The organism is Citrobacter sp. MGH110 (assembly GCF_001037515.1).
In the GTDB taxonomy this organism is placed as follows: Bacteria; Pseudomonadota; Gammaproteobacteria; order Enterobacterales; family Enterobacteriaceae; genus Citrobacter; species Citrobacter portucalensis.
Window position 1 is genome coordinate 2,623,777 of sequence record NZ_KQ089830.1, and the last position, 16,724, is coordinate 2,640,500.

The 16,724-nt window shown below is 47.8% G+C and carries 13 protein-coding genes; 5 read left to right on the forward strand and 8 right to left on the reverse strand.

Going from position 1 to position 16,724, the window contains the following annotated elements:
• Window positions 1-427 precede the first annotated feature (427 nt).
• The 3 genes from foxA to SK38_RS12470 all read right to left on the reverse strand — a co-directional run bounded on the left by foxA (window position 428) and on the right by SK38_RS12470 (window position 4,671).
• A complete protein-coding gene (foxA, locus tag SK38_RS12460; protein ID WP_128612356.1) occupies window positions 428-2,536 on the reverse strand; it encodes a ferrioxamine B receptor FoxA in 2,109 nt (702 codons plus the stop codon).
• Window positions 2,537-2,657: 121 nt separating this feature from the next.
• Window positions 2,658-3,641 carry a helix-turn-helix transcriptional regulator gene (locus SK38_RS12465; protein ID WP_048236015.1) on the reverse strand — a complete coding sequence of 328 codons (984 nt, stop codon included), beginning with the start codon at window positions 3,639-3,641 and terminating at the stop codon, window positions 2,658-2,660.
• 124 nt (window positions 3,642-3,765) lie between these two features.
• The gene (locus tag SK38_RS12470) at window positions 3,766-4,671 is read right to left on the reverse strand and encodes a LysR substrate-binding domain-containing protein (RefSeq protein WP_048236016.1); all 906 of its coding nucleotides are present in this window, start codon (window positions 4,669-4,671) and stop codon (window positions 3,766-3,768) included.
• A gap of 109 nt (window positions 4,672-4,780) precedes the next feature.
• Here SK38_RS12470 and SK38_RS12475 point away from each other — a divergent pair, with 109 nt between their 5' ends.
• The gene (locus tag SK38_RS12475) at window positions 4,781-5,410 is read left to right on the forward strand and encodes a LysE family translocator (RefSeq protein WP_048236017.1); all 630 of its coding nucleotides are present in this window, start codon (window positions 4,781-4,783) and stop codon (window positions 5,408-5,410) included.
• 101 nt (window positions 5,411-5,511) lie between these two features.
• Here the strand turns inward: SK38_RS12475 and SK38_RS12480 are convergent, their stop codons facing one another.
• The 4 genes from SK38_RS12480 to pepT all read right to left on the reverse strand — a co-directional run bounded on the left by SK38_RS12480 (window position 5,512) and on the right by pepT (window position 9,413).
• The gene (locus tag SK38_RS12480; RefSeq protein WP_020996594.1) at window positions 5,512-5,748 is read right to left on the reverse strand and encodes a hypothetical protein; all 237 of its coding nucleotides are present in this window, start codon (window positions 5,746-5,748) and stop codon (window positions 5,512-5,514) included.
• 98 nt (window positions 5,749-5,846) lie between these two features.
• Window positions 5,847-6,476, reverse strand: a complete 630-nt coding sequence (locus SK38_RS12485) for a DUF2913 family protein (protein WP_048226383.1) — start codon at window positions 6,474-6,476, stop codon at window positions 5,847-5,849.
• Window positions 6,477-6,798: 322 nt separating this feature from the next.
• Window positions 6,799-8,160 (reverse strand): C4-dicarboxylate transporter DcuC, encoded by a 1,362-nt coding sequence (dcuC, locus tag SK38_RS12490; RefSeq protein ID WP_048236018.1) that lies wholly within the window; start codon window positions 8,158-8,160, stop codon window positions 6,799-6,801.
• Window positions 8,157-9,413, reverse strand: coding sequence for a peptidase T (gene pepT, locus SK38_RS12495; RefSeq protein WP_048236019.1), 1,257 nt, complete (start codon window positions 9,411-9,413; stop codon window positions 8,157-8,159). Before pepT ends, dcuC begins: the two co-directional genes overlap by 4 nt.
• A gap of 1,319 nt (window positions 9,414-10,732) precedes the next feature.
• On the opposite strand from pepT, the gene SK38_RS12500 reads away from it, so the two are divergent.
• Window positions 10,733-10,990 carry a YjhX family toxin gene (locus tag SK38_RS12500; RefSeq protein WP_008783846.1) on the forward strand — a complete coding sequence of 86 codons (258 nt, stop codon included), beginning with the start codon at window positions 10,733-10,735 and terminating at the stop codon, window positions 10,988-10,990.
• A gap of 10 nt (window positions 10,991-11,000) precedes the next feature.
• The gene (locus tag SK38_RS12505; RefSeq protein ID WP_048236020.1) at window positions 11,001-11,747 is read left to right on the forward strand and encodes an SAM-dependent methyltransferase; all 747 of its coding nucleotides are present in this window, start codon (window positions 11,001-11,003) and stop codon (window positions 11,745-11,747) included.
• 56 nt (window positions 11,748-11,803) lie between these two features.
• Here the strand turns inward: SK38_RS12505 and SK38_RS12510 are convergent, their stop codons facing one another.
• Window positions 11,804-12,367 carry a DJ-1/PfpI family protein gene (locus SK38_RS12510; protein WP_048226390.1) on the reverse strand — a complete coding sequence of 188 codons (564 nt, stop codon included), beginning with the start codon at window positions 12,365-12,367 and terminating at the stop codon, window positions 11,804-11,806.
• Between the two features lie 403 nt (window positions 12,368-12,770).
• On the opposite strand from SK38_RS12510, the gene SK38_RS12515 reads away from it, so the two are divergent.
• On the forward strand, window positions 12,771-13,883 hold the full coding sequence (locus SK38_RS12515) for an agmatine deiminase family protein (RefSeq protein ID WP_048236021.1): 1,113 nt from the start codon (window positions 12,771-12,773) through the stop codon (window positions 13,881-13,883).
• Between the two features lie 504 nt (window positions 13,884-14,387).
• Window positions 14,388-16,610, forward strand: coding sequence for an EAL domain-containing protein (locus SK38_RS12520; protein ID WP_048236022.1), 2,223 nt, complete (start codon window positions 14,388-14,390; stop codon window positions 16,608-16,610).
• Window positions 16,611-16,724 lie beyond the last annotated feature (114 nt).

Consider the following 16,724-nt stretch of genomic DNA (forward strand, 5'->3'; position numbering starts at 1 on the left):
GATGCGCTGCGCTTATCAGGTCTACGATTTACACGCTGCCGTAGGCCGGATAAGGCGCCAGCGCGCAGATTTGTCTGCAGAACGGTTTTACACAATAGCCGCAATCACAAAGCCTGATGCGCTGCGCTTATCAGGCCTACGATTTGCACGCTGCCGTAGGCCGGATAAGGCGCCAGCGCGCAGATTTGTCTGCAGAACGGTTTTACAAAATAACCTCAATCACAATGCCTGATGCGCTGCGCTTATCAGGCCTACGATTTGCACGCTGCTGTAGGCCGGATAAGGCGCCAGCGCGCAGATTTGTCTGCAGAACGGTTTTACAAAATAACCGTAACCCACTATGCCTGATGCGCTGTGCTTATCAGACCTACGATTTACACGCTGCCGTAGGCCGGATAAGGCGCCAGCGCCGCATCCGGCTAAAACATCAGAATTTCCAGGACACACTGCCGACAATGCTGCGCTCGGCGCCGAAGTAGCAGTATGAGAGCGAGTTACAGGCTGCAACGTAGCGCTTGTCGGTCAGGTTGTTAACGTTCAACTGCGCGCTCAACCCTTTAATGCCGATATTCGTTAAGTCGTAACCAATCACCATATCCACCAGTGTGTAGGACGGCAGGGTGTGAGTATTCAGGCGATCGCTGGTAATACCGTTAACGTAGCGCACACCTGAACCCAACGTCAGGCCGTCCAGCGGACCGCTTTTCACATCGTAGCTCAGCCAGGTACTGGCCTGGTTACGCGGGGCGTACACTGCTCGCTTGCCCTGCTCTTCCGGGCTACTTTTCTTATAGCGAATGTCGGTATAGGTATACGCCGCCTGCAAACGGAAGCTATCCGTCAGTTGGCTAATTGCCTCCAGCTCCACCCCTTCAGATTCAATTTCCCCAATCGAGCGGTACGGATCGGTCGGCTCTTCTTTGGTGGCTATATTCGTCTGATTGATACGGAACACCGATGCGCTGAACTGGCTGTTGAGTCCTTCCGGCTCATATTTCAGCCCGGCTTCCCACTGCTTGCCTTTCATCGGATCCAGCAGATTGCCGTTCTCATCGGCAAAACTGGTTGGCGTAAAGGCAGTGGAATAACTCACGTACGGCGCAAAGCCGTTATCGAATAAATAGAGCAGCGCGGCACGGGTACTGAAGTTGTTTTTATCCAGATCGCTGCGAGTATCCTTGATCTTATCAATGTTAGAAACGCTGACCTGATCGTAGCGACCACCGAGCGTAATACGCCAGCGATCCCATGACATCTGATCCTGCAAATAGTAACCCGTCTGGCGCAGCTTGTGTTTCTCACGCGCATACATGTCGATGTAATCAGGCTTCGCGCCGTACACTGGATTAAAAGCGTCAATCGGCGGGAAAGCGCCGTAGTAACCGGTAGTATTGTTACTGCGATCCTGATAGTCGATCCCCACCAGCAGACGGTGGTTTACCTGCCAGGTATCAAAGCTGCCGTCGAGCTGGTTATCCAGCGTAATCGCCGACATTTTTTCATCGGAGCCGGAGTAACCGCGATTAAGCTCGGTTTCATTCAGCCAGCCCGCCGCATACACCTGATTCAGCTCAACGTCGGTATGCAGATAGCGCAGCTTTTGCCGCACCGACCAACCGCTATCAAACATATGCTCAATGCTGTAGCCCACCATGTTTTCACGGCGATCGTATTTGTCGTAATCATCCTCGCCTTCGTAAAAGGTGTTGGAGATCTTTTGCCCGTAATGCGGAACCACGGTGCCGTCATACGGCAGACCGGAGTGGCTACCGCCTTCCGGGTCGCGGTGCAGATAGGCCATCAGATCCAGACGCGTCTGGTCGGTGATACGCCAGGTAAGGCTGGGCATCAGCGCGTAACGCTCTTCCTTCAATGGACCAAACTGCGAGTCCGCGTAACGCGTCATCCCGCTCAGTCGCGCCGCCACGCGATCGTTATCATCCAGCGCCCCGGTGACGTCAAACGCCGCGCCGCGCTGGTTATTGTTGCCGGCAAACAGCTTCACCTCACCGCCCGCATCAAACGACGGCTTACGTGAGGTCAGCGCCACAATGCCACCCGGGGAGGAACGGCCATACAGTACGGAAGCCGGGCCACGTACGACTTCGATATCTTCGAGGAACCACGGATCGACCACCAGCGAGCTGTGTGAGTTGGTGTCGCCCATCATCTTCAGACCATCAAGATAGACGTTATCCAGGCTACCGTCAGAAAAGCCACGCAGCACGATGTAGTCAAAGCGGTTGGAGGCGCCAATCTGATTGCTGTACACACCCGGCGTATAGCTGACGGCCTGCCGCACGCTGGTTGCGCCCTGCTCTTCAAACTGTTCACGGGTAACGATCGATACCGACTGCGGCGTTTCAATATCCGGCGTGGCAAGCTTCGTGGCCCCGCTCTGCATCTGCGAGGTGACAACCACCGTATCGTTTTTTGTTGTTTCCTGCGCCAGCAGAGGAAAAGCCACGCTGCCGGTAACCCATCCCACCAGCAGCGCCAAGCGAGTCTTCGCGAACATGAATATCTCCAAAGGCATGTCTAATTGTAAGTGAGAATTATTACCTTTTTGCTGGCGGAGATAGCTATGCCGGATGCCAGGTTGCCTATGCGCAGTGCCAAATTGTCAGGAAATCACGTGCGTAAAACGCAAATATGGATTAGCAAAGTTTGAGCAAATCACCGGGTGAAAAGCCGTAACGGCGGCGAAAAGCGGTAGAAAAGTTGGTGGCGTGCTGATAACCCGACATCCAGGCCGCCTGCTGTACGCTATATCCTTCCAGTAGATAGCCGCGCGCACGTTCCAGACGGCAATCGCGCAGGTAGTCGAATACCGAACAGCCATAGGCTGCGCGAAACTTACTGCGCAGGCTACTGGGACTCATCGCTGCGCGTTGGGCCAGTTCATTAAGGGTGTAGTCTTTTTCGGGACTCTGCTCCAGCAGTCGGCGAACGACCTCCAGCCGCTGCTGCCCACCGCTCGCCGCAAGACGTTTACCGCTCTCGACCTGACACACGCTGAGGCCATGACCAAACAGTTGTAATATCAGCCCTTCCAGCATCAGCTGACGAGAAACATGGCTAATCGTACTCTGCTGCGCGTACTGTAGTCCGCTGAGTAAAAACCCCGGCACCTGCCAGATAAGCGTCGGCGTCTGGCATCTTTCCCACTCACGCATCAACGATTCGAGCAACCCCGTGCGACACGCGCCGTCGGGATACAAACCGAGCGATAATGTCCGCAGTTTACAATCAGCATGATGACGGGCACGCATCGTCTGGTGCTCACTCAGGCGTGAGCTAAACGCCATGCCGGAGCGCACCACGTGCTCCTGTCCGTTAAGCGTCAGGATCACGCAGCCTTCCAGTACCACCAGCATATACAGAGGGCTGTCGTGACGAGAGGTGGTTTCGTAGGGTTGCAATACCTGTACGTCGGAATGCGTCACGCACATCCCACATGGGAGAGTCATCTCCTCAATTTCACCTTGCAGAACAGGGCTGCCAGACGGTAAATCCGGCCTTTGTGCCAACTGGGGAAAGCGGTAATCGATCCCGTAGCGCTCACCAAAATCCATAAACTCGCTGACGGAGAAAGTGCGAGCGACGCGTCCGGAGGCATTCAGGGCGGTGGTATTGTTCATGCTGTCTTCTGCACAGAAAATGGGATTAACGGTTTATAACTGAAGCAACATTACCATTACCTGCGCAATACGACAATAATAATGAGAACCATTATCAATATGGGTGATTAGCAGAATAAACAGCTTAATCCAGCCAGTTTAGATCTGCCGAGGAGACACACGGCGCAGCCTCTTTTAACCAGCGATACAGCAGCTCAATATTTCTAAGCCGTGTTGAAGTCTTTGGCCAGACAAGGTAATAACCCTCGCCAGTCGCTACCGCATCTTTAAACGGTAACGCCAACATCCCTGCCTGAATGGCCGCCAGGCTTAACAGCAGGTCGGCAACGGACACGCCATGACCGCTCATCGCGGCAAGACTGCCCTGCTCAAGGGTGTCGAACACTTTGCCTCGCGCAAGATTCAACGCCGGAAACTTCCCGGTGCGTTGCAGCCACCGACGCCAGTCACGGCGATCCGCTGAGGGATGAATCAGTTCACAGGCAGAAAGATCGCGCTGCGCCTGCACCAGCAGTGCGGGTGAGCACACCGGGATAAGCCACTCCTGAAACAGCAACCGGCTGTCGGTATCGTCACCAAAATGGCCATTCCCTAACAGGATCGCACAGTCATACGGTTCACGACCGAAGGATACCGAATCGGTATCCATCCAGACGCTGGAAATTTCGACAACCGGGGTCGGATGCGCTTCACGGAAATGACGCAGCACGTCCAGAAGCCAGCGCATCGTCAACGTAGACGGCGCTTTCAGCCGTAGCTCATGACTGCTGCTGCGAAAGGCATGACACGCGTGTTCCAGACTCTGAAACCCAGCCGTCAACTGCTGCGCCAGCCCTTGGCCAGAAGGCGTTATCTCGATACGCGGGCCGCTGCGGACAAATAGCTCGCAACCAAACCATGCCTCCAGCGTGCGAATATGACGGCTTACCGCGCCCGGCGTCACGTTAAGTTGAATAGCGGCTTTACTGAACGATCCCAGACGGGCTGCGGCTTCAAAAGCCCTCAGGGCATACAACGGAGGTAGCGTCATTCTCAGCTTCTATGTTGAGTTTTACTCACAGTAGAGCGCAGTTTTATTCGTTTTTCAATGCGCCACGCAGGCGGAATACTGATGGAAAATATCATCAGGATAATCAGGTATGAATTTCACTTTACTGGCTGCCTATAGCCTCAGCGTAGTAACCCTGCTGTTAACTCCGGGTCCGGTCGTGGCGCTGATTACCACCACCGCGTCGCAGCACGGCTATCGCCGGGCCTTTATCACGCTGATTGGCACTAACGGCGCTTCTTTAGTATTGATTGCTCTGGCTGCACTGATGCTAGCTGGCGTGGTTTCAATATCTGCGATATGGCTTGGCGTACTGGGTCTTGTGGGATCGTTGTATATCGGTGTGATGGCGATTAACGGCCTGCGGGCCAGGGACTCAAACCCCGGACTATGTGCGCCAAAACGCGATAACAGCGGGCTTATCCATGGATTTCTGACAGGGGTCGCTAACCCAAAGGACATTTTGTTTTTCGTAGCGTTTTTTCCCCAGTTCATTGCCATTACGCAAGATTTCACCACCAGCATTGTGACGCTAACGCTGGTATGGGTTATTTTTGATGTTACGGTGCTGTCTTTTTACATCATGGTTTTCAAACGCTGGATGCCAGAGCGGTTTGCCAGACGCAGCGTTTTTATCTCCTCCCTGTTTCTGCTCGCGGTGGCGGTGTTTGGCATTATTTATAATGTACACGCGCTACAAATGCTCTCACCCGCGATGTGATCCCCAACGAATTGTTCAGCCATACATCTCATCTTGCACCGGGAGGAATAAAATAAGAACAAATCGACATTAACATTATTAATGGATTTATAAACCAGGATTCAGAAAATATAGACGATAACATTTTCCTGGCGTTCAACTGGCACCCTTACCCATGACAACGCATCAACGGCGACAGGTGCCATTTCATTTTCTAAGCGAAGTAAAGGAGTGTTGCCATCTGGTACAACCGTGCTTTCACCGATCTCAAGAACGCCCCGAAAAGAAATGGACACATTGTCTGGCGTATCCGACAACCTTATCCATTCAGTTGTAATCACTAACTTTCGAGTAAACATTCGCTGTCCTTTGCGCGTGGTATAAATCCGATAATTTCACAGGTAGATCAATACACTCTTTGAACAAACAGAAATTTGTCCCCCATATCAGTTAAGCATTACTTAACTGAAAGAAAATTGAAGTAATAAAACTCATTCGAAATATGTTTCACAAATTCAACCGGCAGGTTATGTTTGATGAACGTTAACTTTGCAAACTCAATATCGCCGTACACTCGAATACAGAAAGGTTTGACTATCTCGCCCTGCACGCCAAAGCACTCCTGAAGCCGGGTGTCATCCATAAAAATAAAGTCACCTTTTCTGACCTTAATACTTTCATGAAGGCCTTGCCACTTCTCCGGAGTGAGCAGAAAGCTCTCCCATCCATTATTTCTCAACACTTCAATCGTGTGAGTAAATTTAAAATAGTCGTTTTGCATTGTCACATCACCACTCGATGTGGCGTACAAATATTCTATTTTAAATTTAAGTTGTGCATTGAGGCTTTTTTTCTTCCCCTCATCAATTAACCACTGAAGCTCACTGACAATGCTCTTCGAAAATATTTTTCTTTTTTTGGCAATAGCCAGCCAATGCATAATGAATAGATGCTCTGACATTTTAGAGTAGATTTTATGATCCTTTATTGCAATACCAATTGCGACTAACGCACTCCAGGTAAAGGCTTCCAGATCATCCTGATAATGATGTCGTAACGTACTAACTCTTCCAGAATCCCTTACCACTTAAACCTGCCCAAATAAATCATCATTGTTATTCCACGTCATTCTTGTATTACTCTATTAAAAAATTACTACAACTAAAATCGCCAAAATATGATCCAGATTAACTTATCTCTATGTAATAAACGTGCAAATATAATACATCATACTTATTAATCATTAATCCGGGGTGGCTCAACAATGACTAATAAGAATAATGCGATAAAGATAAAGGTTAATAATAATCACCAGTAATCAATATCACCTTTTGTGATGAGACCTGTAAACAGAAAAAGCAAACTACCGGGCATTCAGCAACCCGGAAGTTTGCTTATTACAGACAAAGTTAATAGAAAATACCGATGATCAGGGTATGCGTTACAAAGCCCACGATCAACGGTACGGCGGTACGTTTAACCACATCAAATGGCGTTATTTTCGCCCCACTGGAAACGGCAATCACCACGCCGGAAACCGGTGAAATTGCCCGCCCCATATGTGATGCCTGTTGCATCGGCAGGATCATGGCAACAGCGTTAGCGCCCATACTTGCCGCGATTTGCGGGATCAGCTCAACGAAAGCAAGGAATGGCGCATTACCCGATCCCATAATAATTGCTGCCGCCAGCGTCACCAGCGCAAACACCACCGCCATAGCAAATGGAGGTAATCCCACGTGCTCCGCCATCAGGATTAATTGATCAATGGCACCAATAACTTTAATCCCGTGAGCAAAAACACCTGCCGCAACCAGTAGCCCAACCACCCCGGTAAAGGCGGTGCCCATGCCTTTAAGGAAATGGCTGAATCCTTCGCATACTGACTTTAAATCACGCACCCGCAGCCACTCAATCAACATGCAGACAGTCATTGAAATGAGCACAATGGTGATAATATTCAGGTTAATACCACTGACGAACATTTCCGATGATCCCACCGCCATCAATATCGGAAGCATCGGGAGCAGCGCATAAAAAGCCGGGGCTTTTCCTGAATCAGTCACCTCAGCGCTACCGATTTCCCGTGGAAGCGTCCCCGCTTTACGGTCGCAATGCCGCTGCCAGAAGAAATGGCAGACGCCGACGACCAGCACGGTTGCCAGCGCTGCGGGTCCCTGGTGGTAAACAACGTATTCCACCACATCCATATTGACCGCTTTAGATCCCCTGATAGCATCGATGGCCGTCGGGGTATACGCCACACCAAGCGAGGTGGCAATAACCCCAGCAGCCGAGGCCGCAGAAAGCCCTAACCCCAGCATAATGGGGAACATCGTCCCCATCAGCAACACGGCAAGCCCGGTAGCGGATGGGATGGCCAACTGCAGGAGGCTGGCGAGCAGATAGGAGAAAAATAGAAGCACATAGGGCGAACGCAGCGCGCGCAAAGGCTTCGTCACGACCCGCACAACCGCTTCATTTGCCCCGATATGATCCATGTAATGCGCAAATCCCATGAGCGCCATAATCATCAGGCCGAGATCGGCAGCACGCGTACTAAAGAGATCGCGCATCACCTCGAAAGGATCGAGAAATGAAATCCCCGTACTGGCAACGCCCTTCGGTAATACAGAACCCCATCCGGTTAACGCCGTACAAATCATCAACACCAGGCCCGCAATGAACAGCACGGGTTCAGCGCGATAACCTTTCAGTATCAGACGCGCGACCACCACGATAACCAGTAGGGCAATTAACACCTGAATCATGACTGAGCTCTCCTCTGCGCGAACTCAGCAAAGGTTTCCTCAATGACCGCTACCACCACATCGCTGGCGGCTCGCAGTGAACGCACCGGTAGATATTCATAAATTGAATGAAAGTTATGAGCACCGGTAAAAATATTCGGGCAAGGCAGTCCTTTCTGCGATAGCACTGCGCCATCATACCCACCACGCATGGCGACAGGTTGCGGGGTAATGCCACACTTCTGATACGCGCGTAACGCAATATCAATCGGGTAGTGTGCATCGTCCTGCAAGCTATTGAACACATTGGCATAGCGATCGGTTAAATGACAGACCACGCTGTTTTCTCCCCACAGCGCGCAGGTGCTGACGGCAAGCTGGCGGATATATGCCATACGCGCCTTATACCCTTCTTCGGTAAAATCCCGGATATCCAGCTTAAGCACCGTACGGGCGCTGTTACCCTGAAGCTGTTTTACCCAGTAATACCCTTCGCGTCCTTCCGTATACTCAGGCGCCTCTCCACCGGGCAGCATCGCAATAAACTTATGCGCCATCAGCAGAGAGTTCTTCAGCTTACCTTTGGCCGACATAGGGTGCGCGGACTGGCCGGTAAAGATGATTTCCGCATCACCCGCGTTCCAGTTCTCATAGACAAACTCTCCAATGCCGCAGCAGTCCAGGGTATAGCCAAAATCAGCACCAAACGCCGCAACATCAAACGCTTTTGCTCCCCGTAATCCCTGCTCTTCATCAGGAACAAAACCGACTTTCACCGGCCCATGCTTAATCTCCGGATGCGCGATCAGGTACTCCAGGGCATTCATAATCGCGGCGATGGCGGCTTTATCATCAGCCCCTAGCAGACTGGTACCATCCGTCACCAGCAGGTCATCACCGATATAATTTTTCAGTTCCGGAAATTCACTTTCACGCAGATAAATATTCAGCTCCTTGTTCAGACACAAATCCCCACCGCTGTAGTGAAGACGTTGCGCATTTGTGTCCGCGGTCTGTTCTGCGCTGGTATCCAGATGACCAAAAAAGGAAACGACAGGGATGGTGTCATCGGTATTTCCAGGTAAGGTCGCGGTCACAATAGCAGTATCCCTGACCTCAATGTTTTCCATTCCTAATGCTTCAAGTTCTACTGCAAGTAGTTTTGCCAGTTCCATTTGACCAGGTGAAGAAGGCATTATCCCATTAGCACCATTTTCCCTTGAGGTCGTGGTATTGATTTTCGTGTAGTTAATAAAGCGTTCAACAATATCCATTCCAGGAGATCCTTTAATGTATCATTTACGAGGTACTGCAAGAGAAGACCTGCATACAGCGTGGGTTGAATAATCTGAGAACAAAATAAAATCAGCGCTCATCCCAGAACGCTGATTTTATGGGTGTTACGACAACGATTTATATAAAGGAAGATAAAAAAGGCCAGTAATTATACCAGTGATTAAAAACTCCTTTTGATTGATAAAATCATATTCCCTGTCTGTTTTACTACATTTTCCATGGTGTTAAGCTAACAGAAGTCATAAACTGAATTCGCATGTCTAAGGGATAATAAAAATCATTTAGATTCTTGCCCCCGATACCGACACAAGACATACCATCGCTATATTTTTTTAATGAACAAATGCTGTAACAGCAACATGCAACCGTTTGCACCTCTCTACAAATAGCCACTTAACGCACTAAAATCCGTGAACAAAATCACAATTACTTCAAAAGCGAAAATTAACATAACGCTTAAAAACAGATAGTTATAAGAAAAACTATATAATACCCCTATAAATAAAGATGAAATCACACTATTCACCATGAAATAGATTCATAGCGATACTATTTCAACATTACCGTATGGTTCACAGAACAAAACCTGTCGTCATCACTAATGCAAAACAACAAGAACAATAATATTAAATTATCTATATATGACGATTATCAAAATTATACACAGGCAAAAAAAACCTCTCCCCTGAGAAGAGATTCAGGGCAGAGGTAATACGGGTGTTAAGGACATTTTTATAGTTTTGATGATAACAGAAGAGCTTCTTGCTGGATTGAGTATACACACTTCACGACGTTAAGAAAATTCCTAAAAAGAATTAAAAGAAAACACCATTAAAAATCCTTTTTATAATAAAGACATGTTTATCAAATAAAACAAAATTAGGATAGGGAAAAATTAAATATCACTAATCTATAGTATGACGCAAGTGGGGCTAACAACGCATCATTACGGCCAATACCGCTACTGACGATGTCTGAATATTCAATAAATTTAATATATCCATACACTGCTCAGCTAACGAGAGTTAAAAAATTATAAAATAAGCTAAACGCAATTTTTCGTCATAGATCACATTTTCCCGACAGAACGATTCCCCTACTCGCCCAGGCTGGTATGATTCAGCAGGTAAATACCTATCAACTCAACCCGAGGCTTTGATGCTGGAGAATGTAATCATCAGATAATCAGCTTACCGACCTTTTCAGGCCGGACTGGTTATCAATGCGCCGAAATCGAATGCGGACACCGCTGTGTGTTTGCACGTTTTGCACATGATGATTAAACAGGTTTTCCAGTATGAATTTATCCCGTCAGGAACAACGTACCTTACACGTTCTCGCCAAAGGTGGCCGTATTGCTCACGTCCGCGATGCATCTGGTCGCGTCATTTCCGTCGAATGCTATAGCCGCGAAGGGTTACTGCTCTGCGACTGCACGCTCGACGTATTCAAAAAACTCAGAACGAAAAAGCTGATCAAATCCGTTAATGGTCAGCCCTACCGCATCAATACCACCGGCCTGAACAACGTTCGCGCCCAACTGGATAATCGCTAAGGAGAGAGAGATGGATATCCCGAAGATTTTTACGATCAGCGAAAGCGCACATCGCATTCATAATCCGTTCACCGCGCAAAAATATGCGACGTTAGGTCAGGTTTTACGGATGCCCCCAGGAACCCGCATCCTGGATCTCGGCAGCGGCTCGGGCGAGATGTTGTGCACCTGGGCACGCGATCATGGAATTTCCGGCGTTGGTATCGATATGAGCCAGTTATTCAGTGAGCAAGCCACCCTGCGGGCAAGTGAATTGGGCGTCACTGAGCACGTGCGTTTTATTCATGCCGATGCAACAGGTTATATCGCCGAAGAAAAATTCGATATTGCCGCCTGCGTTGGTGCAACCTGGATTGCCGGCGGCGTTGCCGGAACGGTCAAACAGCTGGAACAAAGTCTCAAACCAGGCGGGATCCTGCTCATCGGCGAACCGTACTGGCATCAGATACCCGCAACGGAGGAGATCGCTATGGCTTGCGGCGCGACTTCAGTAGCCGATTTTCTTTCTCTGCCAGAACTTGTTTCGTCTTTCGACCTGCTCGGTTATGACGTGGTTGAAATGGTACTGGCTGACCAGGAAGGTTGGGACAGATACGAGGCGGCAAAATGGTTGACGATGCGCCGGTGGCTAGAGGCTAATCCGGACGATGAGTTTGCCGCCGAAGTCAGAGAGCAACTGAGAAGTTCACCAGTCCGCCACGTTGCATTCACCCGGGAATATATCGGGTGGGGCGTGTTCGCACTCATGCAGAGGTAATATGTCCTGTCGGTATAGCCTGGCAGGTTATACCGACTTTTTCATCGCATCATCGCTTACTTCATTAATACTTCAACAAATTTAGCTAACCATTGCGGATGCGCGGGCCATGCTGGTGCCGTCACCAGATTGCCATCAACGTGGGCCTGATCAATACCAATATCGGCATAATGCCCACCGCTCAGACGAACCTCAGGCGCACAGGCCGGATAAGCGCTACAGGTCCGGTTTTCTAACACCCCCGCTGCCGCTAACAGCTGGGGCCCATGACAAACTGCGGCGATAGGCTTACCGGCAGTGTTGAAATCTTGCACCAGCTTAATGACATCTGGATTCAGTCGAAGATATTCCGGAGCACGCCCGCCGGGGATCAACAGTGCGTCGTAATCGGCGACCCGCGCCTCGGCAAAATTCGCATTTAACGTAAAACGATGCCCCGGCTTTTCACTGTATGTCTGCGCCCCATCAAAATCGTGAATGGCGGTTTGAACGTAGTCACCCTGACTTTTATCCGGACAGACGGCATCCACACGATGCCCAAGCATTTGCAAAGCCTGAAAAGGCACCATCGTTTCATAATCTTCGACATAATCTCCGACCAGCATCAGTATCTTCTTCATTCACATCCCCCACTCACGGTTATTAATGATGAGAAATAACGGCCATCTTTACTATAGTCCACACGGTTCATGGCATTAATAAATACAACAGAACAATCGGCCAGATCACAATCCACGGCAAGGCCCGCCAGACGAGGACTCAGAGCCAACGGCGTGACATATGTTCATGCTGATAAATATAAATTATATATAAATATATAGTTGAGAAATTTTAATAGAAGCCAGCTTCACTCATTATATAAAACTAAGAGATTGCAACGCATATCTCTTGTGCTATATTTCGCATAAAATTTACCCGCGATCACTTTATTTATTATTCAATATTTAAAATACGCAGAATATTTATTATCTATTATTATTTCATTCACCTGATATCAGGTAAAAATACGCAAAGGTTAATCCTATGATGACAAGACGTTCATTCGTCAGACAAGGCCTGGTGACTTCAACGAGTATGCTACTCGCCGGTATGACGGGCTTCAGCTTTAGCCAATTTGCCTGCGCAACAGAGAACCGCCGCTGGCAAATGCCTGATGAAGGCGCACCACATACGGCAACCTGGATGGCGTTTGGTGCCAGTGCGGAGATCTGGGAGCCTCATCTGCTACCGGTGGTGCAGGAAAACCTGGCGTTAGTTGCCAAAACCATCGCCGCATTTGAACCCGTGAATATGTTAGTACGCGAAGAAGACAGCGAACTCGCCGCGCGTCTGTGCGGGCCGTCAGTCAATCTTCTGGTTCACCCAATAGACGATCTGTGGATCCGCGACACCGGGCCGGTGTTTGTGAAAAGCGCCAGCGGTACGCTCGGCGGTGTGGGATTTAATTTCAATGGCTGGGGGAATAAGCAAGAGCACGAACGTGATGCCGATGTGGCTGAATTCGTAACTGATTACGTTCAGGCCGAGTTTCTTCGCTCGGTGCTGACTCTGGAAGGTGGCGGTATTGAGGTAGATGGTGAAGGCACGGCGATTATTACCGAGAGCTGCGTGCTTAACTCCAACCGTAATCCTGGCGTCAGCAAAGCCGAATGCGAAGAAGAACTAAAGCGACTGCTAGGTCTGGAGAAAATCATCTGGTTGCCGGGTATTGCCGGCAAGGATATTACCGACGGCCATACAGATTTTTACGCCCGATTCACGCATCCGGGTACGGTGGTGGCGGGTCTTGAGCAGGATCCGTCATCCTTTGATTACGCGATCACCCGACGTCATCTGGACATATTACGGGCCGCCACGGATGCCAAAGGCCGACGGTTGGAGGTAGTCACGCTGGAAGGACCTTCTACCATCCGCCAGACTTATGCGAGCGATGATTTCGCCGCGGGGTATATCAATTTTTATCTGTGTAATGATGCCGTCATTGCACCGCAATTTGGCGATAAGCGCACCGATTGTAATACCCATACTATTTTGCAGGATCTGTTTGCCGATCGTGAAATTATTCAGTTGAATATCGACGGTATCGCTGCCGGTGGCGGCGGTATTCACTGCGCGACACAGCAGCAGCCTCGTTAATGATTAACAATTGAGTGTGTTGTGGGAAGGTGGGGAAACTCACTTTCCTGGCAATAAAAGAATGATTTTCATATCAAGGTGTAGCCATTAGTTAATATTCAAAAAAAGAGTAGCTCAACTAACATTCACGAAACAAATAACATTAAATAATAACAATTCAATAGCTTTCATCGATCTTTCATGGTATTTATGATCTGCCAAACCTATCGATGAAAACTATCAAAAAATTTATATTGATCGTTTTTATCGATCGACTATTCTGTCTGAAATAATGGCTACTGACGCAACTTTTATTATCTGTACAACCAGCAATATTGTTCTCCTCTGTGTTGCGAAACATAGGGAAATTGTCGAGGATTACCTTTAAAAAACTCACATAACAGATTTTAAAATAGTTTTCAATTAGCGAAAACATCCAATAATACACATTTCAAGCCCTAAATCTAACCTGTTTTAAGTAGATGACTTAAATCGAGAACGGTGATAACTCACTGAGAATTGCGAATGATGATATTGCTAAGAAAAACGGAAAGTATAAATTTCATTAATACATTTAGAGACTATTTTTGTGTCGGCATCGCGTTTTTTGCATTACAGCTGGTCGCAGGTCATCTCAGTAAGCAAGAGGATGTTGCGGGTATAACACTGCATTTTTACGATCTCACTTTACCTCTCATTTCTGCACTGCTGGTTTTATACCGGCAAAAGGCGCTGCCAATTTTGGCTGCCTTTTTCTTGTATGCGCTTTACTCTTACTCTTTATCTTCGGTATTCACACTAACGGCTCAGCTACTGGCTGCTCTCATTAGCCAGACACTCTACTTTTTCTCGACAGGCAAACGAGGCGCGGTTAGCTTTGGTCGTAGCCAGCTTACAACCCTGCGTATTGTCTGGCTCGTGTGTTGCAACGCCTTACTATTCATCTCGATTGATCACTGGTTCCAGTCGAACACAGCCTCTGCACCGATCGCAAACCTTTTTACACTACAAACATTAATTAACTTACAGTGGCTGATGAACTCTTGCCTGACTGGCATCCCTTTTTGTTATCTGTTGCTTAGAAGCGTTCAAAATCCTGCATGGTGCATTCTATACATTAGACAAGTAAAGGCGCTGATAAAATCCGGCCCTCCTATTCTGTATCAAGTATTATGGCTGGTGCTGTTACTGTGCATTATGTCCGCTTTGATCGTCATCAGAGAAGATATTCTTATATTTACAGACTATTCATTACTGTGGTTACTTCCAGTAATGCTATGGGGAGTGATCTGTATTGGCCATGCTTTGATATCCCCTGTATGGGTAACAATGCTTATCCTGTTGGGATATTATATAAACAGTTATATTCCACCTGCTAACTATAATAATTATTTACATAGCCTCGTGATTTCCTCCACGATAGTGTTTGTCTTTTCTATTACGATTGTTGTTACCGGTGTACTTGTGGTTCATAACCGAAAATATCTCCGCCGCCTCAAACAACTTTTTAGATCAGAGCCTAACACCGGACTGCCTAACTTTCAGGCCCTGCAAATGGACATCCGTAAACACGCAACAGAGTGCTTGTGTTACATCCGTTGTACAGAGTTGAATACGCTGGAGCAAACTCACGGAATAGAATTCCGTTTTGAATTTGTAAAAGCGCTAAGCGCATATGTACGTAAATTGATTAAGGGTACAGGTGACATTTATTACGCACCAGGTCATGGAATAATTCTTCGCCTTAATGCTGTCCCTGACATTCCTGATCTCTACAAGGACCTAAACTCTTTTCGTTTTATCTGGAAGGACTACCAATTAGGGCTATCTTGTGGTGTGGCATATACCACCGAGAAAAACCTGATTAAAAATTTATCTCAAGCAATTAAGCATCTTAATACCCAAAGCTACATCTCGTTAATGCAGGGGCAACCATTGTTACTCAGCCCGCAAGTGCCAGGTGATAAAATTGTCAGCCAGGCTGTCATTCGTCATATGTTGCAAAAGGCAATTGACAGAAAGTCGTTTGAGCTTATGGCTCAACCCATCGTATCAACGATGCTGGTTGTTCAGCCGATCGTTTCAACCACGGGACTGACACGTTATCACGAGATACTTATTCGGATAAAAATGGTTGATGGTAAGTTAATCTTTCCAGACACCATTCTACCGGTTGCTCGCGAGGCAGGATTACTTCCTGCGCTGGATATCACTGTTATAGAGCAAACATTTCGTTTTATACAGTCACGGCAGAAATCTGACCCAAACAGTCACTTCTCCATTAATCTGACGCCTGACTCGCTTAATAAAATTGATTTTCTTGATAATGTTTTTACATTGTTTAGAAAATACTCAATAGCACCTGAGCGTATAATATTTGAAGTTATTGAATCAGATATCATTGACAACGCTAATGTCACTGATGTTCTGAGAGCACTACGTAAAGCCGGTTCTAAAATTGCTATTGATGATTTTGGCACAGGAGCATCAAGCTATTCACGACTACGAACGTTAGATGCAGATATTCTGAAAATTGATGGTTCCTTCATCCGTAACATACTGACCGATGAATTTAGTCGATGCGCCGTCAGATCCTTCTGCGAAGTAGCAAAACTCAAAAACATGGAAGTAGTCGCTGAGTTTGTTGAAAATGAGGAAATTGAAAAGATGCTAATTACGATGGGTATTGGTTGGTTACAGGGATACCATATAGGGAAACCCGTTCCTATTGAGTTGGCTGAATTATAATTCAGTAATTATAATAATAATTATATTCCTACATTGATTCACTTACCGGCTCCCGTGCCGGTATTTTTATTCCCTAAAACAAGCGGGACTTTAATTAAAGCAGGTATGCCGCGG